The 24,513-nt window shown below is 69.8% G+C and carries 19 protein-coding genes; 15 read left to right on the plus strand and 4 right to left on the minus strand.

All coding sequences use genetic code 11. The features are described 5' to 3' along the window. The first annotated feature begins 19 nt into the window (after positions 1-19). From AC5IG3_RS09900 to AC5IG3_RS09935, 8 genes are all read left to right on the plus strand, one after another. On the plus strand, positions 20-3,355 hold the full coding sequence (locus AC5IG3_RS09900; protein ID WP_491906132.1) for a C2 family cysteine protease: 3,336 nt from the start codon (positions 20-22) through the stop codon (positions 3,353-3,355). Between the two features lie 143 nt (positions 3,356-3,498). Continuing rightward, positions 3,499-5,712, plus strand: coding sequence for a type I secretion system permease/ATPase (locus AC5IG3_RS09905; protein ID WP_491906133.1), 2,214 nt, complete (start codon positions 3,499-3,501; stop codon positions 5,710-5,712). After that, the gene (locus AC5IG3_RS09910) at positions 5,709-7,052 is read left to right on the plus strand and encodes an HlyD family type I secretion periplasmic adaptor subunit (RefSeq protein ID WP_491906134.1); all 1,344 of its coding nucleotides are present in this window, start codon (positions 5,709-5,711) and stop codon (positions 7,050-7,052) included. The genes AC5IG3_RS09905 and AC5IG3_RS09910 overlap by 4 nt, the downstream gene beginning before the upstream one ends. Next, on the plus strand, positions 7,042-8,463 hold the full coding sequence (locus AC5IG3_RS09915) for a TolC family protein (RefSeq protein WP_491906135.1): 1,422 nt from the start codon (positions 7,042-7,044) through the stop codon (positions 8,461-8,463). The genes AC5IG3_RS09910 and AC5IG3_RS09915 overlap by 11 nt, the downstream gene beginning before the upstream one ends. A 69-nt stretch (positions 8,464-8,532) precedes the next feature. Further along, positions 8,533-10,347, plus strand: coding sequence for an extracellular solute-binding protein (locus AC5IG3_RS09920; RefSeq protein WP_491906136.1), 1,815 nt, complete (start codon positions 8,533-8,535; stop codon positions 10,345-10,347). Between the two features lie 184 nt (positions 10,348-10,531). After that, positions 10,532-11,578 (plus strand): microcin C ABC transporter permease YejB, encoded by a 1,047-nt coding sequence (locus tag AC5IG3_RS09925; RefSeq protein ID WP_491906137.1) that lies wholly within the window; start codon positions 10,532-10,534, stop codon positions 11,576-11,578. A gap of 3 nt (positions 11,579-11,581) precedes the next feature. Then, positions 11,582-12,613 carry an ABC transporter permease gene (locus tag AC5IG3_RS09930; RefSeq protein ID WP_491906138.1) on the plus strand — a complete coding sequence of 344 codons (1,032 nt, stop codon included), beginning with the start codon at positions 11,582-11,584 and terminating at the stop codon, positions 12,611-12,613. Beyond that, the gene (locus AC5IG3_RS09935; RefSeq protein WP_491906139.1) at positions 12,610-14,283 is read left to right on the plus strand and encodes an ABC transporter ATP-binding protein; all 1,674 of its coding nucleotides are present in this window, start codon (positions 12,610-12,612) and stop codon (positions 14,281-14,283) included. The genes AC5IG3_RS09930 and AC5IG3_RS09935 overlap by 4 nt, the downstream gene beginning before the upstream one ends. 41 nt (positions 14,284-14,324) lie before the next feature. Here the strand turns inward: AC5IG3_RS09935 and AC5IG3_RS09940 are convergent, their stop codons facing one another. Both AC5IG3_RS09940 and AC5IG3_RS09945 read right to left on the minus strand, forming a co-directional pair. Further along, positions 14,325-14,915 carry a 5-formyltetrahydrofolate cyclo-ligase gene (locus tag AC5IG3_RS09940; protein WP_491906140.1) on the minus strand — a complete coding sequence of 197 codons (591 nt, stop codon included), beginning with the start codon at positions 14,913-14,915 and terminating at the stop codon, positions 14,325-14,327. Positions 14,916-14,961: 46 nt separating this feature from the next. Beyond that, on the minus strand, positions 14,962-15,342 hold the full coding sequence (locus AC5IG3_RS09945; RefSeq protein ID WP_491906141.1) for a DUF2917 domain-containing protein: 381 nt from the start codon (positions 15,340-15,342) through the stop codon (positions 14,962-14,964). 94 nt (positions 15,343-15,436) lie between these two features. Between AC5IG3_RS09945 and AC5IG3_RS09950 the strand changes: the two genes are divergently transcribed. The 4 genes from AC5IG3_RS09950 to AC5IG3_RS09965 all read left to right on the plus strand — a co-directional run bounded on the left by AC5IG3_RS09950 (position 15,437) and on the right by AC5IG3_RS09965 (position 20,823). Further along, positions 15,437-16,399, plus strand: a complete 963-nt coding sequence (locus AC5IG3_RS09950; RefSeq protein ID WP_491906142.1) for a LysR substrate-binding domain-containing protein — start codon at positions 15,437-15,439, stop codon at positions 16,397-16,399. 134 nt (positions 16,400-16,533) lie between these two features. Next, positions 16,534-18,591, plus strand: a complete 2,058-nt coding sequence (locus AC5IG3_RS09955) for a lytic transglycosylase domain-containing protein (RefSeq protein ID WP_491906143.1) — start codon at positions 16,534-16,536, stop codon at positions 18,589-18,591. A gap of 1 nt (position 18,592) precedes the next feature. Continuing rightward, positions 18,593-19,573 (plus strand): complex I NDUFA9 subunit family protein, encoded by a 981-nt coding sequence (locus tag AC5IG3_RS09960; RefSeq protein ID WP_491906144.1) that lies wholly within the window; start codon positions 18,593-18,595, stop codon positions 19,571-19,573. Continuing rightward, positions 19,570-20,823: a multifunctional CCA addition/repair protein gene (locus AC5IG3_RS09965; RefSeq protein ID WP_491906145.1), complete on the plus strand. Its 1,254-nt coding sequence runs from the start codon at positions 19,570-19,572 to the stop codon at positions 20,821-20,823. The genes AC5IG3_RS09960 and AC5IG3_RS09965 overlap by 4 nt, the downstream gene beginning before the upstream one ends. A gap of 129 nt (positions 20,824-20,952) precedes the next feature. Here the strand turns inward: AC5IG3_RS09965 and AC5IG3_RS09970 are convergent, their stop codons facing one another. Both AC5IG3_RS09970 and AC5IG3_RS09975 read right to left on the minus strand, forming a co-directional pair. Next, complete coding sequence (locus tag AC5IG3_RS09970; RefSeq protein ID WP_491906146.1) at positions 20,953-21,144, minus strand: DUF2905 domain-containing protein; 192 nt, start codon at positions 21,142-21,144, stop codon at positions 20,953-20,955. Positions 21,145-21,167: 23 nt separating this feature from the next. After that, positions 21,168-22,346 (minus strand): class I SAM-dependent methyltransferase, encoded by a 1,179-nt coding sequence (locus AC5IG3_RS09975; RefSeq protein ID WP_491906147.1) that lies wholly within the window; start codon positions 22,344-22,346, stop codon positions 21,168-21,170. Between the two features lie 20 nt (positions 22,347-22,366). Between AC5IG3_RS09975 and AC5IG3_RS09980 the strand changes: the two genes are divergently transcribed. The 3 genes from AC5IG3_RS09980 to ttcA are packed head-to-tail and all read left to right on the plus strand — an operon-like array spanning position 22,367 to position 24,498. Then, positions 22,367-23,152, plus strand: a complete 786-nt coding sequence (locus AC5IG3_RS09980) for an SDR family oxidoreductase (protein ID WP_491906148.1) — start codon at positions 22,367-22,369, stop codon at positions 23,150-23,152. After that, positions 23,153-23,551, plus strand: coding sequence for a dihydroneopterin aldolase (locus AC5IG3_RS09985; protein WP_491906149.1), 399 nt, complete (start codon positions 23,153-23,155; stop codon positions 23,549-23,551). Beyond that, positions 23,551-24,498 carry a tRNA 2-thiocytidine(32) synthetase TtcA gene (gene ttcA, locus AC5IG3_RS09990; protein WP_491906150.1) on the plus strand — a complete coding sequence of 316 codons (948 nt, stop codon included), beginning with the start codon at positions 23,551-23,553 and terminating at the stop codon, positions 24,496-24,498. The genes AC5IG3_RS09985 and ttcA overlap by 1 nt, the downstream gene beginning before the upstream one ends. Positions 24,499-24,513: the final 15 nt, after the last annotated feature.

Raw genomic sequence — 24,513 nt, forward strand, 5'->3', positions numbered from 1 at the left:
GCAATCAGGATCCACCGCCATGGCCTCGACCTCCACCCTTTCCACCTGGACCAAGTCCGACTACCAGAGCGCCACGGCCAGCCAAATCACCTCGCTGACGATCGATCAGGTCAAGCTGATGGCGCATCCGGACTGGCTGTTGCCGGCGGCCGTCAGCGGCTTCACGGCAGCGCAGATGCCGTCCATCAGCATCAGCTGGACCTACATGAACGCCAGCTGGCTGAACGCCCTGTCGGCCAGTGCCTTCGCGGCCATCCCGGCGGCCGGCGTCGCCCAGTTCGCCTCCGCCGCCGTCAAGGGGCTGGACGCGGCGCATGCCAGCGCCTTCACGGCCACCCAACTCGCCAGCCTGGGCTCGCCGCAGTCGCTGAGCACCACCGCCGTGGCGGCCCTGAACGCCACGCAACTGGCCGCCATCCCGACGGCCAAGTGGAGCTCGATGAGCGCCGCCTGGCTCAACGCCGTGCCCCCCAGCGTGTTCGCGACCCTGCCGGCCACCAGCGTTGCCAAGTTCTCCAGCGCCGCCTGTGCCGGGCTCGACGTGGCGCACATCCAGGCGCTGACCCCCACCCAGATGGCGGGCCTGTACTACCCCGAGTCGCTCAGCCTCGCGGCGGTGGCTGCGCTGGCACCGGCCCAGGTGGCCGCCATCAGCACCAGCTTCTACTGGATGAAGCCGGCCTGGCTCAATGCGCTGACACCCGCCGCCCTGGCTGCCATCACGCCCAAGGGCATCGGCCAGCTGGCCAGCGCCACCATCGCGGGCCTGGATGTGGCCCACACCCAGGCCCTGACGCCCACCCAGCTCAACGCGCTGAGCGTCGGCAACCTGAGCACGGCCTCGGTCGCTGCGCTGACCACCGCCCAGCTCACCGGCATGAGCGCGGCCAAATGGGGCAGCTTCAGCGCCGCCCAGCTCAATGCGATCGCGCTGGACAAGTTCGCAACCATCCCGGCCGCCAGCGTGGGCAAGTTCAGCAGTGCCGCCTGTGCCGGCCTGGACGTGGCCCATGTGCAGGCGCTGACCACCACCCAGATCGGCTCGCTCAGCCTGGACTCGCTCAGCACCGCCGCCATCGGCGCGCTGTCGCCCACCCAAGTCGCGGCCATGACGCAGAACTTCTACTGGCGCACGCCCGCCTGGATGAACGCGCTGTCGCTGGAGGCTTTCGCGGCGATTCCGGCCAACGGCATCGGCCAGCTCTCCGGCACCACCATCGCCGGGCTGGACGTCGCGCATGTGCGGGCGCTGACCACCACCCAGATCGGCTCGCTCAGCCTGGACTCGCTCAGCACCGCCGCCATCGGCGCGCTGCAGCCGGCCCAGGTCGCGGCCATGACGCAGAACTTCTACTGGCGCACACCGGCTTGGCTGAATGCGCTGTCGCCCGAGGCCTTCGCCGCCATCCCGCCGGCGGGCATCACGCAGATGAAGAGTGCCACCGTGGCCGCGCTGGACGCCACCCGCATCGGTGCGATGACCGCCGCGCAAGTGGCCGCGCTGGACTACTGGCAGACCGTCACCTTGCAAAGCGCCCAGCTGGGCTGGCTGTCCAAGGCGGCCGTCGCCGGCCTGAGCATCGACCAGCTCGATGACCTGACCCCCGCCCAGATCGCCGGCTTCACCGCCACGCAGACCGCCGGCCTGAGCGCGGCCCAACTCGTCAGCCTGAGCCAGGCGCAGCTGGCCGCCCTGTCCGCGTCGGCCGCCTCGGGCTTCAACGCCGCGCAGCTGGCCGCACTGGGCACCAACCTCTGCGTGCTGGCACCCGCGGCCATCGCCGCGCTGCCGGTGTCGACCTTCAGCCAGCTGTCGCTGATGCAGCTCAGCAGCCTGCAGGGCGACCAGGTGGCGACGCTCACCTCGCAGCAGCTGGCCTCGCTCAACGCCACCCAGGTCAACTACCTGACCCCGGGCCAGCTCGACGTGCTGGGCACCCGGGTCCAGGCGCTGAGCGCCAGCGCGCTGGCCGGGCTCAGCAACGTCAACCTGATGTATGTCTACGCCTCGCTGACGCCGGCCCAGCAGGCCGCGCTGACGCCCACCCAGACTGCTGCAGTGCAAAAGGCGGGCGCCGCCCTCGGCACGCTGCTGGGCTCGCTGACCGATGCCGGCGTGCGGGCGCAGATCGAGGCGGTGATCAACTCGGGCGAATCGCTGTTCAGCTACAACTCGCTGGTGCAGGTGCTGGGCGGCGTGGCATCGAGCCTGGGCAGCAGCGGCCTGAACCAGGCGCAGATGAACGACCTGAAGGCGCTGTCGAACGCGGTCGGCCAGACGCTGGGCACGAACTCCTACCTGCACAAGATCACCAGCAACGTCGTCAACGGCGACCTGTCCAACATCCGCTGGACCGGCGGCGCGGCAACCAGCATCGCGCTGGGCAACCTGGCGGTGGGCAGCTCGACCGACCAGATGTCCAAGCTGGTCAGCAAGTGGTTTCTGGGCGGCGACCTGCCGACCTGGACCGGCTCGTCGGCCTACACCGCCTACGACGCACCACTGTTCTCGGCCAGCGGCCCGCTCTCCTCCGAAGTCAGCCAGGGCAGCATCGGCGACTGCTACCTGCTGGCCGCCATGATCGGTGTGGCCGACGACTACGCCTCGGTGCTGGAGTCGATGTTCACCGACAACGGCAACGGCACCTGGGGCGTGCGCTTCTACGCGCCCAACGACGAGCCGCTGTACGTCACCGTCAGCAACGTGCTGCCCGGCTCGGGTCTGGGCGACGCCACCTCCGGCGCGCTGTGGGTCTCGCTGATCGAGAAGGCCTACGTCGAATGGGAAGTGCACTACAAGGCCGAGACCAACGCCTACGACAGCATCGACGGCGGCGATTCGCGCGGCCTGCAGGCCATCATGGGGCGCAGTTCCAACTACTACAGCGTGCAGCGCTACACCCTTGACGCCTGGTCGACCACGGTCAAGAGCACCGTCATCAACGCACTCGACAGTGGCCAGGTGGTCATGTACGGCAGCAACTCGGTCGGCAACGTCGATGCCGACAACGGCAAGACCAACCTGGTGGGTTCGCACATGTTCGCGGTGCTGGGTTTCGACGCGGTCAAGGACGAGTTCATCCTGCAGAACCCTTGGGGCAGCGCCGGCGGCGACAGCTGGAACGGCGTGTTCGACATGAGCATCACCGAGCTCTGGACCAGCAACAACGACTTCATCGTCACCAACGAGGCCTCGCCGACCGGTGTGATGGACAGCAAGTACGCGCTGAACTCGGTCAACCAGCTGATGCAGGCGATGGCCACGGCGGACACCTCGGCCGGCGCCGCCGCCACGACCACGCTGCTGGCAGGCGCGGTCGACCACCGCCCGATCACCCTGGTTGCCGCCGCCTGACCGCCCCCCGAGCGGGGCCGCGAGGCATCCAGCACCGTCAGGGGCTGGATGCCTTTGTCATTTGGCATCATCCTCCGCCCCCTGGCACCTGCCACTCCTGTCTGCCACTCCTGCTGCTCCCGCCGACCGTGTCCGTCCCTGCCATGCCCGCCGCCGCCGCGGCCCCACCGGTGTCCCCTGCCGGGCCCGATTCCGGCCTGTGGGCCGTGTTGTCGATGGCCGCGCTGCACGGCATTGCCGCCGACGAGCCGCAGCTGCGCCACCAATGGGGCGGCGATCGCTTCGGCGTGCAGGAGATCCTGCTGGCGGCGCGGTCGCTGGGGCTGACAGCGCGGTCGCTGCGCCAGGACCCCGGGCGCCTGAACACGGCGCCGCTGCCTGCGGTGGCGCGTGATGGCCGCGGGCGCTTCTTCATCGTCGCCCGCATCGACGCCGGCCCGGCGGCAGGCTCAGGCCCGAGCACGGGCAGCGCCAAGGTGCTGATCCAGCACGCGGGCGAGCCGCCCTCGGTCATCACGCTCGATGAGCTGCTGGCGCGCTGGACTGGCGAGCTGCTGTTCTTCACCAGCAAGGCCAGCTTCAGCGGCCAGATGGCGAAGTTCGACTTCACCTGGTTCATCCCCGCCATCGTCAAGTACCGCCGCCTGCTGGGCGAGATCCTGCTGGTCTCGCTGGTGCTGCAGCTGATCGGCCTGGTCACACCGCTGTTCTTCCAGGTGGTGATGGACAAGGTGCTGGTCAACCAGGCCATGAAGACGCTCAACGTCATCGCGGTCGGCCTGGTCTGCGCGATGGTGTTCGAGGCCCTGCTCTCGGGCATCCGCACCTGGGTGTTCGCGCACGCCAGCAGCAAGATCGACGTGGAGCTGGGCGCGCGGCTGTTCCGCCACCTGCTGGCCCTGCCGCTGGCCTACTTCCAGTCGCGCCGCGTGGGCGACTCGGTGGCGCGCATCCGCGAGCTGGAGAACATCCGCAGCTTCCTCACCGGCAACGTCATGACGGTGCTGCTGGACCTGCTGTTTTCCTTCGTCTTCATCGGCGTGATGCTCTGGTACAGCGTCACGCTGACGCTGATCGTGCTGGCATCGATTCCCGTCTACCTCGGGCTGTCGCTGCTGTTCACGCCGGTGATCCGCCACCGGCTGGACGACAAGTTCAACAAGGGCGCGGAGAACCAGTCCTTCCTGGTCGAGACCATCAGCGGCATCGACACCGTCAAGTCCCTGGCGGTGGAGCCGCGCTGGATCCAGAAGTGGGACCAGCAGCTGGCCGCCTACGTGACCTCCGGGCTGGCGGTGACGAACGTGGCCACCATCGCCAGCGGCGGCGTCACGCTGGTGAGCAAGCTGGTGACGGCGGCCATCATGTGGGTGGGCGCCACGCTGGTGATCGACAACCAGCTCACCGTGGGCGCGCTGGTGGCCTTCAACATGCTGGCCGGCCAGGTATCAAGCCCGATCCTGCGGCTGGCCCAGCTGTGGAACGACTTCCAGCAGGTCGGCATCTCGATGAGCCGGCTGGGCGACATCCTCAACACCCACCCCGAGGTCAGCGGTCAGAAGACCCGCCTGCCACGCCTGCAGGGCGCGATCGAGTTCGACCAGGTTTCCTTCCGCTACCGGCCCGACGCGGCCGACGTGCTGCGTCAGGTGTCGCTGAAGATCCAGCCGGGCGAGGTGATCGGCATCGTCGGCCGCTCCGGCTCGGGCAAGAGCACGCTGACCCGGCTGGTGCAGCGCCTGTACGTGCCCGACCGCGGCCGGGTGCTGGTCGACGGCCAGGACATCGCCATCATCGACACCACCAGCCTGCGCCAGCAGATCGGCGTGGTGCTGCAGGAGAACATGCTCTTCAACCGCTCGATCCGCGACAACATCGCGCTGACCCAGCCGGCCGCGCCGATTGAAGCGGTGATGCAGGCGGCCCGGCTGGCCGGTGCGCACGAGTTCATCTGCGAGCTGGCCGAGGGCTACGACACCCTCGTGGGCGAGCACGGCACCGGGCTGTCGGGCGGGCAGCGCCAGCGCATCGCCATCGCCCGGGCGCTGATCACCAACCCGCGCATCCTGATCTTCGACGAGGCCACCAGCGCGCTGGACTACGAGAGTGAAAAAGTCATCCAGGACAACATGCGCAGCATCTGCCAGGGCCGCACCGTGCTGATCATTGCCCACCGGCTCTCGGCCGTGCGCGAGGCGCACCGCATCGTCGTGATGGAGCGCGGCCAGGTGGTCGAACTCGGCAGCCACGACGAGCTGCTGCGCAACCCGACCGGCATCTACACCCACCTGCACCAGCTGCAGCAGGGCACCGCACCGCCTGCGGCAGCCCGGCCGGGTGAAGGAGAGCGCGCATGAGCCTGCGCCATCGTTGGGAGGCCTGGGGCGAGCTGCTGGGCCGCTACGGCCAGGTCTGGACGCAGGCCTGGGGGCGCCGCAAGGAGCTCACGCCGCCGGACTTCAGCGCCGACGAGGCCGAGTTCCTGCCGGCAGCACTGTCGCTGCAGGCGACACCGGTGTCCCCCGCCGCCCGCTGGGTGGCCCGCCTGCTGATCGCGATGGTGCTGGCGCTGCTGGCCTGGTCGATCCTGGGCCAGGCCGATATCGTCGTCATGGCCCAGGGCAAGGTCGGCACGCGCGGCCAGAACAAGACGCTGGCGGCGCTGGAGACCGCGCGGGTGCACGCCCTGCATGTAGAGGAAGGCCAGCGGGTGCGGGCGGGCGACTTGCTGATCGAGCTGGACCCCCGGCTGGTGGACACCGACCGCCAGCGCGCCGAGCGCGAGCAGGGCAGCGCACGCCTGCAGATCGGCCGTGCCGATGCGCTGCTGGCGGCGCTGGACGCCAGCCGTGCTCCGCAGCTGGCGCCCATGCCCGAGGTCGACGCCACCCGCTGGCAAGCCGCCATGCGGCACCTGCAGGACCAGTGGCGCGACCACAGCGCCCGGCTGGCGCGGCTGGACGGCGAGATCCAGCGCATCGGCCTGGAACTGCCACTGGCCGAGCAGCGTGCGCAGGACTACGCCGAGCTGCTGCAGACCCGCGATGTCTCCCGCCACGCCTGGATGGAGCGTGAGCAGGCGCGCCTGGACCTGCAGGGCCAGCTGGCCGACCTGCGCCACCAGAAAGTCATGCTGCGCACGGAACTGCGCAAGTCCGCCCAGGAACAACGCAGCGAGGCCCAGCGCCAGGCCGATACCGCCGAGCAGCAGGCCCAGCAGTCGCGCACGCGCGGCGAGCTGCTGCGCCTCACCGCGCCAGTGGACGGCACGGTGCAGCAGCTGGCGGTGCACACCGTCGGCGGCGTGGTGCCGGCCGCCCAGCCGCTGATGCAGATCGTGCCGGCCGAGTCGCGTGTGGTCATGGAGGCGTGGGTCGAGAACCGCGACATCGGCTTCGTGCGCGAGGGCCAGGTCGCACAGGTCAAGATCGACACCTTCGAATACACCAAGTACGGCACCGTGCCGGCCACCATCGAGCAGGTCTCGCGTGACGCGATCCAGGACGAGAAGCGCGGGCCGGTCTATGCCGTGCGCGTGAGCCTGTCGCGCAGCGATATCCCGGTCGACGGCCGCACGGCCCCGATCACCCCCGGCATGACCGGCAGCGTCGAGATCAAGACCGGCAGCCGCCGCTTCATCGAATACCTGCTGTCGCCATTGCTGCAGCACACCCGGGAGAGCCTGCGTGAGCGCTGATCGTGTCACCCGCCTGAGGCAGGTGGCACTCGCTGCCCTTGTGGTGGCCGCGCTACCGGCTGCGGCCGCCGACTGGCTCGACAACCCGCTGGCCGTGCCGCAGCTGGATCCGCCAGCGCCCACCCGGCCGGCGGCGTCCTGCGAGGCGGACGTGGCCGGTGACCGCCAGGCGCTGACGCTGTCGGCCGCGATCCAGACCGCGCTGTGCAGCAACGTGCAGCTCCGGGCGACCTGGGCTGCCATCCGCCTGCAGGCCGCTGCGCAGGGCGAGGCCCGCGCCGCCTACCTGCCTCGGCTGAACGCAAGCCTGAACCGGCTGCAGAGCCGCACCCTGTATCCGGGCAGCGGCATGCCGGCCGACACGGTGTACGGCACGGCCCGGAACGTGACGCTGAACTGGCGCGTGTTCGACTTCGGTGTCCGCGAGTCCAGCCTGAACCAGGCCAACCAGCTGCTGGCCGCAGCGATCGCCTCGCGGCATGCCGCCCTCCAGCGCCTGCTGGCCGATGTGGTCGGGGCCTATTTCGACGCGGTCACCACACAGGCCGTGCGCGCCGCGCGCGAGCAGGCCGCCGCGCTGGCGCAGAACACCCTGGACGCCGCCGCCCGCCGCGAATCGCGCGGCGCCGCCGCCGGGGTCGATGTGCTGCAAGCCCGCACCCACCAGGCCCGGGCCCGGCTGGCAGCACAGCGCGCACTGGCGGATGAGCGCAAGGCGCGCGCCACACTGGCATTCCTGATGGGCGGGTCCGCCGACATGGCGCCCGCCACGCTGGTGCTGCCCAGCGACCTGGAGGCGCCCGAGGCGCAACAGCTCGACGCACTGACGCACTGGCTCGACGAGGCCCGGCAACGCCACCCCCAGATCGCCGTCGCGCGGGCTCAACTCGAAGCCGCCCGGGCCCGCGTGGCCAGCACCCGCAACGAAGGCCTGCCCTCGCTGGACCTGAACTACTCGTACTACGCCAACGGCTACCCCAACCAGGGGCTCAGTTCGGTCAGCAGCAAGGTCGGCAACCTGGGGTTGATGCTGTCGATCCCGCTGTTCGAGGGCTTTGCCCGGACCTACAAAGTGCGTGGCGCCCAGGCCCAGGTCGAGCAGAACGATGCCAACCTGCAGCAAGTGCAGCAGCAGGTGGCGCTGGAGGTGCTGCGGGCCCACGCGGACGCAATGTCAGCCCTGGGCAATCTCGACACGGCGAACGATCTGCTCACTGCGGCCGAGGCGTCGATGCAGAGTTCACGCCGCCGTTATGACAAGGGCGTGGCCGACCTGGTGGAGCTGCTGTCAGCGCAGGGAACCCTGGCCGAAGCCCAGCAGGAGCACATCCGCAGCATTGCCGAGTGGCACGCCGCACGACTGCGCCTGATTGCGGCCACCGGTCAGATCAGCCCGGCCGATGCGCCTTGAGATCTCCGGCTCGCCTGCGGGTTCTCCTGCGGACAGACCGCGTGGAACCACTGCCTAGAATCAGCCGCCATGCGCGCCTGGCTTCTGTTTCTCTTCACCCTCTTCAGCACCGCCCTGGGGGCCGCGCCCGTGGAGCCGGCCTGGCTCCACGCCTACGCCGCCTTCAGCGAGCCCAAGTACCCGGCTGACTTCCAGCACTTCGACTACGTCAACCCGGCCGCGCCGCGCACCGGCACGCTCAACCTGCGCAACCCGGACCGGCGCAGCAGCTTCGACAAGTTCAACCCCTTCACCATCAAGGGCAACGCGCCGGCCGGCGTCGGGCTGTTCATGTTCGAGAGCCTGGCCACCCGCTCGATGGACGAACCGCAGACCCTGTACGGCCTGCTGGCGGCGCAGATGGCGGTGGCGCCCGACCTGTCGGCCATCACCTTCCGCATCCACCCCCAGGCGAAGTTCTCCAACGGCGACGTCGTCACCGCCGACGACGTGGTGCACAGCTTCCAGCAACTCACCAGCGCGCAGGCCGCGCCGGGCGTGCGCATCGGGCTGGCCGATATCGACCGCGTGGTCGCGCTGGACGCCCGCACCGTGCGCTTCGAGCTGAAGGAACGCAAGATCGACGCGCTGTTTGCCGCCGGCGGCATGGCAGTGTTCTCCAGGAAATGGGGAGCGGGCAAGAAGTTCGACGCCATCGTCACCGAGCACCCGATCGCCAGCGGCCCCTACCTGATCGACGCGGTCGACATGCCGCGCCGCATCGAGTTCAAGCGCAATCCGGCCTACTGGGCCAGGGATCAGGGCGTGCGGCGTGGCCACTTCAACTTCGACCGCATCATCTACCGCATGTACTCGGACCCGGCCGTGGCGGCCGAGGCCTTCAAGGCCGGCGAATTCGACCTGATGAAGGAATACAGCGCGCGCGCCTGGGTGCGCCAGCACCAGGGCGTGAAGTGGCGCGACGGCCGCATCGTCAAGGCCAGCCTGCCGACGGCCTGGGGCCAGGGCCTGCAGTCGCAGAACTTCAACCTGCGCCGGCCGCAGTTCCAGGACGCCCGCGTGCGCGAGGCGCTGACGATGGCCTGGGACTTCGAGCGCCTCAACCGCTACGGCCAGTACCAGCGCTCGCACAGCCTGTTCAACAACTCCGAGTTCGCGGCGCAGGGCGAGCCGTCCGCCGCCGAGCTGGCGCTGCTGGAACCCTTCCGTGCCGAGTTGCCCGCGCAGGTCTTCGGCCGCACCTACACCGCCCCGGTGCACGGCAACGCCCAGGCACTGCGCGCCAACCTGCTGCGCGCGCGCGACCTGCTGGCGCAGGCCGGCTGGAAGGTCGCGCCCGATGGCGTGCTGCGCAACGCCAAAGGCCAGCCCTTCGAGATCGAATACCTCGAACCCAGCCAGCCCGGCCGCAACACCGATTTCCAGCACAACCTCAGCAAGCTCGGCATCACGCTCAAAGAGCGCGTGGTCGACTTCGCGCTCTACCGCCGCCGGCTCGAAGCCTACGACTACGACCTGATCACCATCGTCGAGGGCGACTTCACCCTGCCCAGCGCCGGCGACCTCAAGGCCACCTACGGCAGCGCCACGGCCGACGAGCCCGGCGGCAACAACCTGCGCGGCGTCAAGAGCCGCGCGGTCGACGCGCTGATCCAGGCCATCGCCGACGCCAAGACCCGCGACGAGCTGCGCACCGCCTGCCGCGCGCTCGACCGCGTCGTGATGTGGAGCTTCTGGCAGATCCCCGAGCTCTACCTCAACAAGGAACGCGTCTCGTACTGGAACCGCTTCGGCATTCCCGCCGTGCAGCCGGGCTACTTCTCGATCGACTCGGACGCGCCGTGGCCGCTGTGGACGTGGTGGGTGAAGGAGGGTGCGAAGTGAGGCAAAGATCAGTTCCGTCATTCCCGCGTACGCCGCTGACCTTGCCGCCCAGACCCCCGTCATTCCCGCGCAGGCGGGAATCCAGTGCTGCCTCATGCAGGGCGGCATGGCCGTTTCACCACTTCATCGTTACAGCGCCTGGATTCCCGCCTGCGCGGGAATGACGGGAAAAAGGTCTGATCCCATGCTCGCCTACATCCTCAAGCGCGTCCTGCTGATGCTGCCCACCCTGCTGGGGGCGCTGACCATCACCTTCATCGTGATCCAGTTCGTGCCGGGCGGGCCGGTCGAGCAGCTGATGGCCGAGGCGCGGCAGACGCAGAAGGGGGGCTCGGGTGGTGAGGGCGGCGGCTACAAGGCCAGCCGCGACATCGACAAGAAGCAAATCGAGGAACTCAAGGCGCTCTACGGCTTCGACCAGCCGGCGCATGTGCGCTTCATGGACATGCTGGGCCGCTTCGCGCGCTTCGACCTGGGCCGCAGCTTCATGTTCAACAAGGACGTGTGGAGCCTGATCAAGGAGAAGCTGCCAGTCTCGATCAGCCTGGGGCTGTGGAGCTTTCTGCTGTCCTACCTGGTGTCGGTGCCGCTGGGCGTGGCCAAGGCGGTGCGCGATGGCTCGCGCTTCGACGTGGCGACCACGCTGCTGGTGCTGGTGGGCTATGCGATTCCTGGCTTCGTGCTGGGCGTGCTGCTGATCGTGGTGTTTGCCGGCGGCACCTACCTGGACTGGTTTCCGCTGCGCGGGCTCACCTCCGACAACTGGGCCACGCTGAGCTGGACAGCGCGCATCGCCGACTACTTCTGGCACCTGGCGCTGCCGCTGGTGTGCATGACCATCGGCAGCTTTGCCGTCACCACGATGCTGACCAAGAACACCTTCGTCGAGGAGATGCGCAAGCAGTACGTGCTGGTGGCGCGCGCCAAGGGCCTGTCGAGCCAGCGGGTGCTCTACAAGCACATCTTCCGCAATGCGCTGATTCCGCTCATCACCGGTTTCCCGGCAGCGTTCGTGGGGGCGTTCTTCGCCGGCTCGGTGTTGATCGAGAACCTGTTCTCGCTCGACGGCCTGGGCCAGCTGGGCTACGAGGCGGTGATCCGGCGCGACTATCCGGTCGTGCTCGGCTCGCTCTACTTCTTCACGCTGATCGGGCTGGTGGTCAAGCTGGTGTCGGACCTGCTGTACGTGGCGGTCGATCCGCGCGTGCAGTTCACGAAGGCGGGGCGCTGAAGCATGGCTGGATCTACTTCGCTTTCTCCTAATCAACGGGCGTGGGCGCGCTTCAAGCGCAACCGCATCGGCTATGTCTCGCTGTGGCTGTTCGGCATCTTGCTGGTGCTGTCGACGCTGGCCGAACTGGTCAGCAATGACCGGCCGCTGCTGGTGCGCTACCAGGGCGAGTTCAGCCTGCCGATGCTGGCCAATCCGCCCGAGACCGCCTACGGCGGCGACTTCGCCACGCCGACCGACTGGAAGGACGACTTCATCGTGCAGCGCTTCCAGCAGCCGGGCAACTGGGCGCTGTCGACGCTGAACCCGCACTCGGCCACCTCGCTGAACTACTTCGACCCGCTGCCCAGCCCGATGCCGCCGAGCGCGCTCAACTGGCTCGGCACCGACGCGCAGGGCCGCGACATGCTGGCGCGGCTGATCTACGGCTTCCGCATCAGCATCTGGTTTGCGCTGGCGCTGACGCTGGCGGGCACGCTGCTGGGCATGGCCGCCGGCGCGCTGCAGGGCTATCTGGGCGGGCGGACCGATCTGGTGCTGCAGCGGCTGATCGAGATCTGGGGCGCGGTGCCCGAGCTGTACCTGCTGATCATCTTCGCGTCGATCTTCGAGCCCTCACTGCTGCTGCTGCTGGTGCTGCTGAGCCTGTGGGGCTGGATGGGCCTGAGCGACTACGTGCGCGCCGAGTTCCTGCGCAACCGCAACCTGGAATACGTCAAGGCGGCGCGTGCGCTGGGGCTGTCGCGGCGGCAGATCATCTGGCGGCATGTGCTGCCGAACTCGCTCACGCCGGTGATCACCTTCCTGCCGTTCCGCATGAGCGGGGCCATCGTCGCGCTGACGTCGCTGGACTTCCTCGGCCTGGGCGTGCCGGCCTCGACGCCGTCGCTGGGCGAACTGCTGCGCCAGGGCAAGGCCAACCTGGACGCCTGGTGGATCATCGGCCCGACTTTTGCGCTGCTGGTGCTGACCATGCTGGCGCTGACCTTCATCGGCGAAGCGCTGCGCGACGCTTTCGACACGCGCAAATCATGACCCCAGACACCCCGATTCCTGCCGCGCCGCTGTTGAGCGTCGAGGGCCTGACGGTCAGCTTCGGCAGCCAGCGCGTGGTCGACGGCGTGAGCTTCGCGCTCGCGCCCGGCGAGCGGCTGGCACTGGTGGGCGAGTCGGGCTCGGGCAAGTCGATCACCGCGCTGTCGCTGCTGCGGCTGGTGGATGCGGCGCAGACGAGCGGCGCGATCCGCTTCGACGGCGTCGACCTGCTGCAGCACAGCGAGCGCCAGATGCGCGGCCTGCGCGGCCGCGACATCGCCATGATCTTCCAGGAGCCGATGACGGCGCTCAACCCGCTCTACACGGTGGGCAACCAGATCATCGAGGTGCTGGAGCTGCACGAGGGCCTGCGCGCCAACGCCGCCCGCGCCCGTGCCATCGAGCTGCTGGCGCGCACCGGCATTGCCGAGCCCGAGCGCCGGGTCGACGCCTACCCGCACGAACTCTCCGGCGGCCAGCGCCAGCGCGCCATGATCGCCATGGCGCTGGCCTGCAAGCCGCGCCTGCTGATCGCCGACGAGCCGACCACCGCGCTCGACGTGACGGTGCAGGCGCAGATCCTGGCGCTGCTGACCGAGCTGCAGCAGGAGTTCGGCATGGCGCTGCTGCTCATCACCCACGACCTGAACCTGGTGCGCCGCCACAGCGACCGCGTCGCGGTGATGGAGCGCGGCCAGCTGGTCGAGACCGGCCCGACCGAAGCCGTCTTCGCCCAGCCCCAGCACGCCTACACCCGCCACCTGCTGGCGAGCCGGCCGCAGCGGCTGGTGGAAGCCGCGCCGCCCAACCCCACCACGGTGCTGCGCGCCCAGGGCGTGAAGGTCGATTTCGCCATCGCCCAGGGCCTGTGGCGCAAGAAGGTGTTCAGCGCGGTGCGCGACGTCAGCCTGACAGTGCCGCGCGGCCAGACGCTGGGCATCGTCGGCGAATCGGGCTCGGGCAAGACCACGCTGGGCATGGCGCTGCTGGCGCTGCAGCCGCTGGCGGGCGGCACGGTGGAGCTGGCGCTCGGCGGCGGCACCACCAGCCGCATCGACACCGCCGACGCCCGCAGCCTGCGCGCACTGCGCCGGCGCATGCAGGTGGTGTTTCAGGACCCGTTTGCGTCGCTGTCGCCGCGCCAGACGGTCGGCCAGATCGTCGGCGAGGGGCTGGCGCTGCATTGCCCCGAGCTGAGCGCCGAACAACGCACCGTGCGCACCCTGGCCGCGCTGGGCGACGTCGGCCTGAACACCAGCGGCAACCTGCACGACCTGCTCGGCCGCTATCCGCACGAGTTCAGCGGCGGCCAGCGCCAGCGCATCGCCATCGCCCGCGCGCTGGTGCTGAAACCCGCGCTGCTGGTACTGGACGAGCCGACCTCGGCGCTCGATGTGTCGGTGCAGCAGCAGGTGCTGACGCTGCTGGCGCAACTGCAGCGCGAGCACGGCCTGAGCTACATCTTCATCAGCCACGACCTGGCGGTGGTGCGTGCCATGTCGCACCAGGTGCTGGTGATGAAGGACGGCCAGGTGGTCGAGCGCGGCAGCACCGAAGCCATCTTCCGCACCCCGCAGCACGCCTACACCCAGGCGCTGCTGACGGCGGCGCTGGGCGCGCGGTCGCAGCCTCGTCATTCCCGCGAAGGCGGGAATCCAGAAGCTCGGTGACGGTGAGTGCGCCTGGATTCCCGCCTTCGCGGGAATGACGGTCAAGCCTCGCGGTCCCAGCCGGCGCCGTCCTCGGTCAGCATCGCGTCCAGCGGCACGTCGTGCGGCTCGGCCTTCAGCCACGGAATGAAACCGTGCGCGTAGCCCACGCCGGCGGTGTAGGGCATGGGCTTGAGTGAAGCCAGCGTGCGGTCGTAGAAGCCGCCGCCGTAGCCCAGCCGCACGCCGTGGGGGCCGAAGCCGACGCAGGGCACCAGCAGCAGTTCGGGGTGGAACTGCTCGGTGTCCTTGGGCTTCAAGATGCCGTAGGCGTCTTCCTCCATCGGGCAGCCGGGGTACCAGACGTGGAAGCGCAGCTGCTTGGTCTTCTTGTCGATCACCGGCAGACCGATGCGGCGGTTGGCCTCGCCCTCGGTCCAGCGGTAGAGCGCGGGCAGCGCGTCGAACTCGCCCTTGATGGACCAGAACGCGCCGATGCTCTGCTCCTTGCGCGTCAGCAGCCAGACGCGCAGCACCTCCTGCAGTTGCACCGAGCGCTGGTGGCGGTCGCTCATCGACATGCGTTCGGCCTGCAGTTGCTTGCGCAGCGAGGCCTTGTCGCGCGGCGGTTCAGGCAGTTGGAAGGTGGACATGCGGTCGGGCCGAAGCGGCAGAGGCAAAGGAATGCCGATTGTGCGGTCACGCCCCGGCGGCATCAAGCCTGCAGCGGGCCGCCAGCGCGTCCAGCCCGCGGGCCAGCCGGCTCAGGAGCCGCGCCAGGCCGTGCGCCGCCCAGTGAAGTGCACGCGGTACGGCCCGGCCCTGTGGTTGCCAGTGCCAGCTCACCCCGGACGCCGTCTTTCCAGCCTCCCAGGCACTGAGCGTGACTTGCTCGCCCACCGCCAGCGGCAGGGCGCTGCCGGCGGGCAGCACGTGGTCGGTGAGGTGGCCCGGGCGGGTCAGCCACAGCGCGCCGTCCTGCACGTGCAGGACGCCGGCACGGCGCACGCGCCAGTGCTGCACACCCACGGCACCGAGGTGGGATTGATGCGCAGCAAGCAAGTCTTGAAGGTGGCTCATGGGGCGCTCCGGTGGCGTTAGGATGATGGGATCATCTGCAGAAACAGGAGCATCGTCCAATGAGATCGGTCGTGATGATTGATGCGCCTGGCGCATGAGCAGCCGGCAACGGCCGCTGTCGCTGCAGGCGCTGCGGGCCTTTGAGGCCGTGGCGCGGCACCTGAGTTTTCGGGTGGCGGGCGAGGAGCTGTTCCTGACCCAGTCGGCCATCAGCCGCCAGATCAAGGGCCTGGAAGAAGAGCTGGGCGCGCAGCTCTTCCAGCGCGACACCCGCCAGGTGGCGCTGACTGGCGCCGGTGCCACGCTGCTGCGCGCGGTGCAGCCGGGGCTGGAGCGGCTGGACCTGGCGGTGCGCCAGATCCGCAGCGCGGGCGCGCGGCCCCGGGTCAGCGTGACCACGTTTGCCTCGTTCGCGACGCTGTGGCTGATTCCGCGGCTGGAGGCCTTCCAGCGCCAGCAGCCGGCGCTGGACATCCGCATCGCCGCGCACGACGCGCTGCACGACATGGACGATCCCGACATCGACATGGCGCTGCGCTACTGCCACCCCGATGCCGCACCGCCCGGCGCGCTGCGCCTGTTCGACGAGGTGCTCACCCCGGTCGTCAGCCCCTGGTACCTGGAGCGCGCCGCCCGCGGCGAGGTGGCGCCGCTGCGCACGCCGGCCGATCTGGCGCAGCACACGCTGCTGGAGGTCGAGGCGCTGCACCTGGGCAGCAGCGGCTACCGGCGCTGGGAGCACTGGCTGGCCGAGCGGGGCCTGGCCGCGCTGCAGCCGCAGCGCTGGGTCTACCTCAACTACGACCACCAGCGCGTGCAGGCGGCGCAGGTCGGCCAGGGCGTGGTGCTGGCGCGGCTGCCGCTGGTGACCGAGATGCTGGCGCGCGGCGAGCTGGTCGAGCCCTTCGGCCCCGCCGGCCGCGACGCCGTGCCCTATGGCTACTGGCTGATCCTGGCCAGCAGCTCGGCGGCGCGGCCCGAGGTGCTGAAGCTGCGCGACTGGATGGCGACACAGGCCGCGCAGGTGCGCGCCGCCATCGACATGGCGGCGACCTGAAGCGCAGGGCAGCACAGGAATCGCCGGGCGATGCGCCAGGGTGATGATTCAGGTACATACAGCGGCAAGCTTTGCGACCTATGCTTGACGCTGTCGAGTCCGCCGCGTGCGGACGCTGTTCCGAGATCACCGCCATGAAGCACGTCCCCGCCACCTTGCCCCTCCTGCTCGCCGGCCTGTCGCTGGCCGCAGCCGCTCAAACTGCGCAGCCTCCGGTCGATGCCGGCGCGCCCGCCGTGGTCGACTCACGCCCGGCCGACCTGCGGCCGCTGGACGCGCGCCTGCTCGATGCGCGCGAAGCCCTGCGCAAGAAAGACCGCGCCCGGCTCGCTGCCGCACGCGATGAGCTGACCGCCGCCCGTCACCCGCTGGCACTGTGGGCCGACTACTGGGAACTCAACAACCGCCTGACCGACGCCAGCCAGCCCGAGCTGGAAGCCTTCTACGCCCGCTGGCCGGGCAGCTACGTCGAAGACCGGCTGCGCAACGACTGGCTGCTCGAGCTGGGCCGGCGGCGCGACTGGCGCAACTTCAGCGCCGAGTTGCCGCGCTTCCGCATGGCCGACGACCGCGAGGTCGCCTGCTACGCGCTGGTCATCCGCCACCTCAACGGCGAAGACGTGCGCAGCGCCGGCCGTACCGCCTGGCTCAGCCAGCGCGAATCCGGCGACGGCTGCAACCTGCTGGCCGCCACGCTCTACGACGCCCGCAAGCTGACCTCGGCCGACGTCTGGCTCAAGGCCCGCCTGAGCGCCGAGACCGGCCGGCTCAAACTGACAAGGGAAGCGCTCGCGCTGCTCAACGACGGCACGCTCGACAAATCACTGACCGAGCTGTGGGACCAGCCGCTGCGCTTCCTGGCCAGGAAGGCTGACGCCAACCACCGCACCGGCGCCGAGTTGACCGTGCTGGCGCTGGTGCGCCTGGCCACCAGCGACCCGGCCGCCGCCGCCGGCCAGCTCGAAGAGCGCTGGGCGGGCCAGCTCTCGCCCGACACCCTGGCCTGGACTTGGGCCGCCGTGGCCAATCAGGCCGCCCGCAAGCTGCAGCCCGAAGCCGACGCCTGGTTCCAGCGCGCACTGGCCGTGCCTCAGGCACGCGAGGTCGACTGGAGCGACGACACCCTGGCCTGGCGCGCCCGCGCCGCGCTGCGCGCCACCGACCCCGGCCGCTGGCAGCGCGTGGCCGATGCCATCAGCGTGATGGGCCCCGCCGCCCGCGCCGAGCCGACCTGGGTCTACTGGCGTGCCCGCGCCACCGCTGCCACCGCCCGGCCCGGGGCCGACGGCGAAGCCCAGCGCCTGGCCGCGCAGGCACTGATGGAACACATCGCCGGCGACTATCACTTCTACGGCAAGCTGGCCGCCGAGGAACTCGGCCGCGCCCAGACCCTGCCGCCGCGCCCCGCGCCGCTGACGCCGGACGAGCGCCGTACCGCCGACCAGAAACCCGGCCTGAACCGCGCGCTGCAGCTCATCGCCATCGGCCTGCGCAATGAAGGCGTGCGCGAGTGGAACTTCAGCATCCGCGAACTGAGTGACCGCGACCTGCTCGCCGCCGCCCAGCGCGCCTGCGACCGCGAGGTGTGGGACCGCTGCATCAACACCAGCGAGCGCACGCGCAGCGAGATCGACATGGCGCAGCGCTTCCCCACGCCCTACCGCGCCGAAGTGCTGGCCGCCGCCACCGAAGTCGGGCTGGAGCCGGCCTATATGTACGGGCTGATCCGGCAGGAGTCGCGCTTCATCAGCGATGCGCGCTCGCACGTCGGCGCCTCGGGCCTGATGCAGGTCATGCCTGCCACCGCCAAGTGGACGGCCAAGAAACTCGGCATGAACTTTTCGCCCGAACAGATCACCGAACGCGCCACCAACCTGCGCCTCGGTGCGGGCTACCTGAAGCTGATCCTGGACGATTTCGAAGGCTCGCAGGCGCTGGCCGCCGCCGCCTACAACGCCGGCCCCGGCCGCCCGCGCCGCTGGCGCGAAGGCCCGGTGCTGGAAGTGGCCGCCTGGGCCGAGAACATTCCGTTCAGCGAAACGCGCGACTACGTCAAGAAAGTGCTCTCCAACACCAGCTACTACGCGGCCTTGATGGGGCAGCGCACCGCGGTCAACCTCAAGCAGCGGCTGGGCGCGGCGGTCGCACCGCGCAACGTCACCGCCACGATCGAAAACAAGGACCTGCCCTGACATGAAAAAAATCCTGATCCTCGGCGGCACCGGCTTCGTCGGCAGCGCACTGGTGGCCCACTGGGCGCAAGAACGCGCCGAAGCGGCCAGCGGCGACACCCAGACGCTGCGGATCCCGAGCCGCCGGCCGCAGCGCGCCAAGGCCCTCGCCATCCAGCCCGGCGTCGAGTTGTGCACCGCCGATGTGCACGACCCGGCGCAACTCGACCGGCTGCTGGCTGGCTGCGACGCGGTGGTCAACCTGATCGCCATCCTGCACGGCAGCGCGGCGCAGTTCGACGCCGTGCACGTGCAGCTGCCCGCCCGCCTGGCGCAGGCCTGCCAGCGGGCAGGCGTGAAGCGGCTGGTGCATGTCAGCGCGCTGGGCGTGCCCGATGAAGGCGGCACCGCGCCGTCGAACTACCTGCGCAGCAAGGCGCGCGGCGAGCAGGTGCTGCGCCAATCCGGCCTGGAGGTGACCGTGCTGCGCCCGAGCGTGATCTTTGGCGAGCAGGACCGTTTCATCAACCTCTTCGCCGGCCTGCAGGCGCTGGCGCCCGTGATGCCGCTGGCCGGCGCGCACGCCCGTTTCCAGCCGGTGTGGGTGGGCGACGTGGCCGCCGCGCTGCTGCGCTGCCTGCACGACCCGGCCACCCTCGGCCAGACCTACGAATGCGCCGGCCCGCAGGTGCTGACGCTGGCGGAGCTGGTGCGCCTGGCCGGGCGCTGGTCCGGCCACGCCCGCCCGGTGCTGCCGCTGCCCGAATGGGCTGGCCGCGTGCAAGCCGCCGTGCTGGGCCTGGCGCCGGGCGAGCCGCTGATGTCGGCCGACAACCTGGCGTCGATGCGCGTGCCCAACGTCGCCACCGGCCGCCTGCCAGGGCTGGAGGCGCTGGGCATCCGCGCCGCGTCGCTCGAAGCCGTCATGCGCCCGTGGCTGGCCGAGCACGCCGCGCACCAGTGGCCGCGCCTGGATGTCTGGCGCTCCACCGCCGGACGATGAAGCCCGCCGCCCGACTCCCCGCCGGCGCCCGCGCGCTGCTGGTCGGCGGCGCGGTGCGCGATGCGTTGCTGGGCCGACCGCAAGGCGACCGCGACTGGGTCGTCGTCGGCACCACGCCCGAACAGATGGCCGCCGCCGGCTTCCTGCCCGTCGGGCGCGACTTTCCGGTCTTCCTGCACCCGGCCACGCATGAGGAATACGCGCTGGCCCGCACCGAGCGCAAGACCGCCGCCGGCTACCACGGCTTCGTCTTCCACACCGGCGCCGAGGTCACGCTCGAAGACGACCTGGCGCGCCGCGACCTGACCATCAACGCGATGGCGCAGGACGAGAGCGGTGCGCTGCTCGACCCGCTCGGCGGCGCGCGTGATCTGGCCGCGCGCGTGCTGCGCCACGTCGGCCCCGCGTTCACCGAAGACCCGGTGCGCATCCTGCGGCTGGCGCGCTTCGCGGCGCGGTTTGATGACTTCACGGTCGCGCCCGAAACCATCGCGCTGTGCCGGCAGATGGTTGCGGCCGGCGAGGTCGACGCGCTGGTGCCCGAGCGCGTCTGGCAGGAACTCAGCCGCGGCCTGATGGAAGCGCGCCCGAGCCGCCTGCTGCAGGTGCTGCGCGACTGCGGCGCGCTGGCACGCCTGCTGCCCGAGGTCGACCGCCTCTACGGCGTGCCGCAGCGCGCCGATTACCACCCGGAGGTCGACACCGGCATCCACCTGGAAATGGTGCTCGACCAGTCCGCCCGCATGAACCTGCCGCTGGCGGCGCGCTTTGCCTGCCTCGGCCACGATCTGGGCAAGGGCAACACGCCGGCGGATATCCTGCCGCGCCACCTGGGCCACGAGGGCCGCAGCGTCAAGCTGCTGGTGCCGCTGTGCCAGCGCCTGCGCGTGCCGACCGACTGCCGCGAGCTGGCCGAACTGGTCGCCCGCGAGCACGGCAACATCCACGCCAGCCTCAACCTGGGCGCCGAGGCCACCGTGCGCCTGTTCGACCGCTGCGACGCCTGGCGCCGCGCCGACCGTTTCGCGCTGGCGCTGCAGGCCTGCGAGGCCGATGCGCGTGGCCGGCTGGGCCTGGAAGAGCAAAGTTATCCACAAGCGGGCCGCCTGCGCGAAGCCCTGGCCCGCGCGCTGGCGCTGGACGCCGGCAGTGTGATTGCTGCAGCGCAGGCGCGTGGTCTGAAGGGGCCGGATCTGGGCCGTGCGCTGACGGTGGCGCGCGTAGAAGCCGTTGAAACAACCTGTGGATAACCAGGTTTCTGTCATTCCCGCGCAGGCGGGAATCCAGAAGCTCGATGGCGGTTAGTGCGCCTGGATTCCCGCCTGCGCGGGAATGACAGAATTCACTTGCTCACAAAGTTATCCACAACCCTGACGCACCTATAACCACCGTGCCAGCGCCGCCGCAATCAGGCTGAGCAAAATGGTCGAGCCGAACGGAAAGTACCAGTGCCGCCCCGCCACCCGCACCTTGAAATCACCCGGTACGCGCCCCAGGCCGATCTTCTCCAGCCAGCCCTGCAGGCCGTTGAAGACCAGGAAGCTGAGGGTGAAGATGATGAGCCAGCGCATGGATGGGTTGCCTCGGCGTGAGGTCAGAGCGTGTGGCTGCGGTCGCCCTGCACGAACCCGAGCGGGTCGAGCGGGGTGCCGGCAACGGCCAGGGCGATGACCTTGAAGAGTTCGCCCATCTCGTGCTCGGTGACCAACTTCTGCGCCATGGCGCGCTGGCGCAGGTCGGCGCTGGCCAGGTCCTGCAGCAGGCCGCAGTTGAACAGGAAGCGGGCCTGGCTGGTGTAGCCGAGCACGTCCATGCCGGCGTCCTGCGCGGCCAGCGCTATTGACGTGAAGTCGACGTGGGCGGTGATGTCCTTGTCGCCGACGTCGACCAGCGGGTTGCCGTCGGCCTGGTGCGCGCGGTGGCACATCAGCGTGCCGCCATGGCGCTGCGGCAGGTAGAACTCGTGCTCGGGGAAGCCGTAGTCGATGAAGAAGGCCGCGCCGCGCGTCAGGGTGGCCGCCAGCGTGGTGATGAAGGCGCTGGCGATGCGCGGCAACTCGGTCACGGTGCCAGGCACGAAGGCGGCCTCAACGGGCAAACGCAGGTCGGTCGGGCGATCGGCGTAGGTGAAGGCGCCAGTGGCATCAAGCGCCACGCCGCGCTCGAACCACTGCGCGCCGTCAAACGCCAGCAGCGCCACGGGCATGGCGTCGAGCACCTCGTTGCCGACCACCACGCCTTCGATCTGCGCCGGCAGCGCGTCCAGCCAGCGCACCTTGTCCACCTGCGCCGGCACGGCGGCCTGCAGCGTCAGCGCCTGGCGTTCGCGCAGCGTGCCGGACAGGTCGACGATGGTGTAGCGGCTGATCTGGTCGCCCAGCGCGCCGATCAACTGCGCGGCGAGCGCGCCCGAGCCGGCGCCGAACTCCCAGACCTCCGCCGTGCCGCTGGCCTGCAGCGCCTGCTCGACCTGGCGCGCCAGGGCGCGGCCGAACAGCGGCGACATCTCGGGCGCGGTGATGAAGTCGCTGCCGGGCGTGGTGGCGGTGGCCGGAAAGGCGCCGAACTGGCGGTCGCCGCGGCTGTAGTAGCCCAGGCCGGGGGCGTAGAGGGCGAGCTCCATGAAGCGCTCGAAGCCGATCCAGCCGCCGGCGGCGTCGATCTCGGCGGCGATGCGCCGGCCGAGTTCGCTGACATGCGCGCTGGCTTGGCCCGCCACCCCGGACGGTTGGGGGGCGCTGGCTACACTGGTGGGTTGTTGGTTGGTATTCACTCTGGGATTGTAGAAAGCCGATGCCTGCGCCTGTTTTGACTGTCCGTCCCGTCGCGTTGGTGACCGGCGCCGCACGCCGCCTGGGGCGCGAGATTGCACTGGAACTGGCGCGTGCCGGCCACGACATCGCGCTGCATTACCGCGGCGCGGCGGCCGAGGCCGAGCAGACCGCCGCCGACCTGCGCGCCCTCGGCGCCCGCGCCGAACTGTTCCAGGCCGACCTGGCCGACGAGGCTGCCTGCCGCGCGCTGCTGCCGGCCGTGCTGGCCGCGTTTGGTCGGGTGGATGCGGTGGTGAACAACGCCTCCACCTTCGAATACGACGACCCGGCCAGCTTCAGCTTTGCCGCCATGGACCGCCACATGCGCGCCAACACCGCGCCGGCGGTGCTGCTGGCGCAGGCGCTGCACGCGCATCTGGTGGCGCGCGACGGCCATGGCTGCGTCGTCAACCTGCTCGACCAGAAGCTGGCCAACCTCAACCCGGATTACTTCTCGTACACGCTGTCCAAGGCCGCGCTGCAGGCCGCCAACCAGATGCTGGCGCTGGCGCTCGCGCCCCGGCTGCGGCTGGTGGGTGTGTCGCCGGGCGTGACGCTGGTCTCGGGCCCGATGGACGAGACCGAGTTCGCCGCCGCGCACCAGCTCACGCCGCTGGGCCGCTCTTCGACCCCCGCCGACATCGCCCGCGCCGTGCGCTTTGCGATTGAATCTCCCGCCCTCACCGGCACCACACTGATGATCGACGGCGGCCAGCACCTGCTGGGCCAGCCGCGCGATGTGCTCTATCTCGTCAAGGAAAACTGAATGCACAGCCTGCTCATCCACCCGGCCCTGATGGACTGCCGACGCGTTTTCCTGAGCGATTACGCCATCTGGATCAACATCGGCGTGCACGACTTCGAGAAGCGCGGCGAACAGCGCGTGCTGATCAACGTCGACCTGTTCGTGCCGCTGGCTGAAACCACGCCCACAGCCGACGAACTCGACGAAGTGGTCGACTACGACTTCATCCGCCGCACCGTGGGCGAGCGCGTCTCGCGCGGCCACATCCAGCTGCAGGAAACGCTCTGCGACGACATCGTCACGCTGATGCTGGCCCACCCCAAGGTGCGCGCCGCGCGCGTGTCGACCGCCAAGCCCGACGTCTACCCGGACTGCGCCGCCGTGGGCGTGGAGGTGTTCCGGATCAAGGAGGCCGCATGATGAGCGAAGTTGTCCACAGCCCCGCCGCCGACAGCCGCGCCGCGCTGGAGACCAACAAGCTCTCCAAGCGCCTGCACCGGCTGGTGGGCCAGGCGATCACCGACTACAACATGATCGAGGATGGCGACCGCGTCATGGTCTGCCTGTCGGGCGGCAAGGACAGCTACGGCATGCTGGATGTGCTGCTCAACCTGCAGCAGCGCGCGCCGATCCAGTTCAGCCTCGTGGCGGTCAACCTCGACCAGAAACAGCCCGGTTTCCCCGAGCACGTGCTGCCCGAGTACCTCAAGAGCCGCGGCGTCGAGTTCCACATCGAGAACCAGGACACCTACAGCATCGTCACCAAGCTCATCCCCGAGGGCAAGACGATGTGCAGCCTGTGCTCGCGGCTGCGGCGCGGCATCCTGTACCGCGTCGCGGGCGAGCTGGGCGCGACCAAGATCGCGCTCGGCCACCACCGCGACGACTTCCTGGGCACCGTGTTCCTGAACATGTTCTTCGGCAGCAAGTTGAAGGGCATGCCGCCCAAGCTGGTCAGCGACGACGGCAAGAACACCGTGATCCGCCCGCTGGCCTATGTGGCCGAGACCGATCTGGAGCGCTGGGCCGAGCATCGGCAGTTCCCGATCATTCCGTGCACGCTGTGCGGCAGCCAGGAAAACCTGCAGCGCGTGCAGATCAAGAACATGCTGCGCGAGTGGGAGAAAAAGCACCCAGGCCGCGTCGAGAACATGCACCGCGCGTTTGCCAACGTGGTGCCGTCGCACCTGCTGGACCGGCAGCTGTTCGGCTTCGAGACGCTGGTGCCCACCGGCGTGGCCGACGCTGCAGGCGACAAGGCCTTTGACGAGGACGAAGACGCCTGCGCGCCCAGCGTGCCAAGCTCGGACGCCGGCTTGAACGCCGCGCAGGTGACGATCCCGCTCGACCAGATCGGGCGACGCTGATTTCATCCACCCACC

Source organism: Leptothrix sp. (in: b-proteobacteria) (assembly GCF_965250675.1).
Classification (GTDB): domain Bacteria; phylum Pseudomonadota; class Gammaproteobacteria; order Burkholderiales; family Burkholderiaceae_C; genus Sphaerotilus.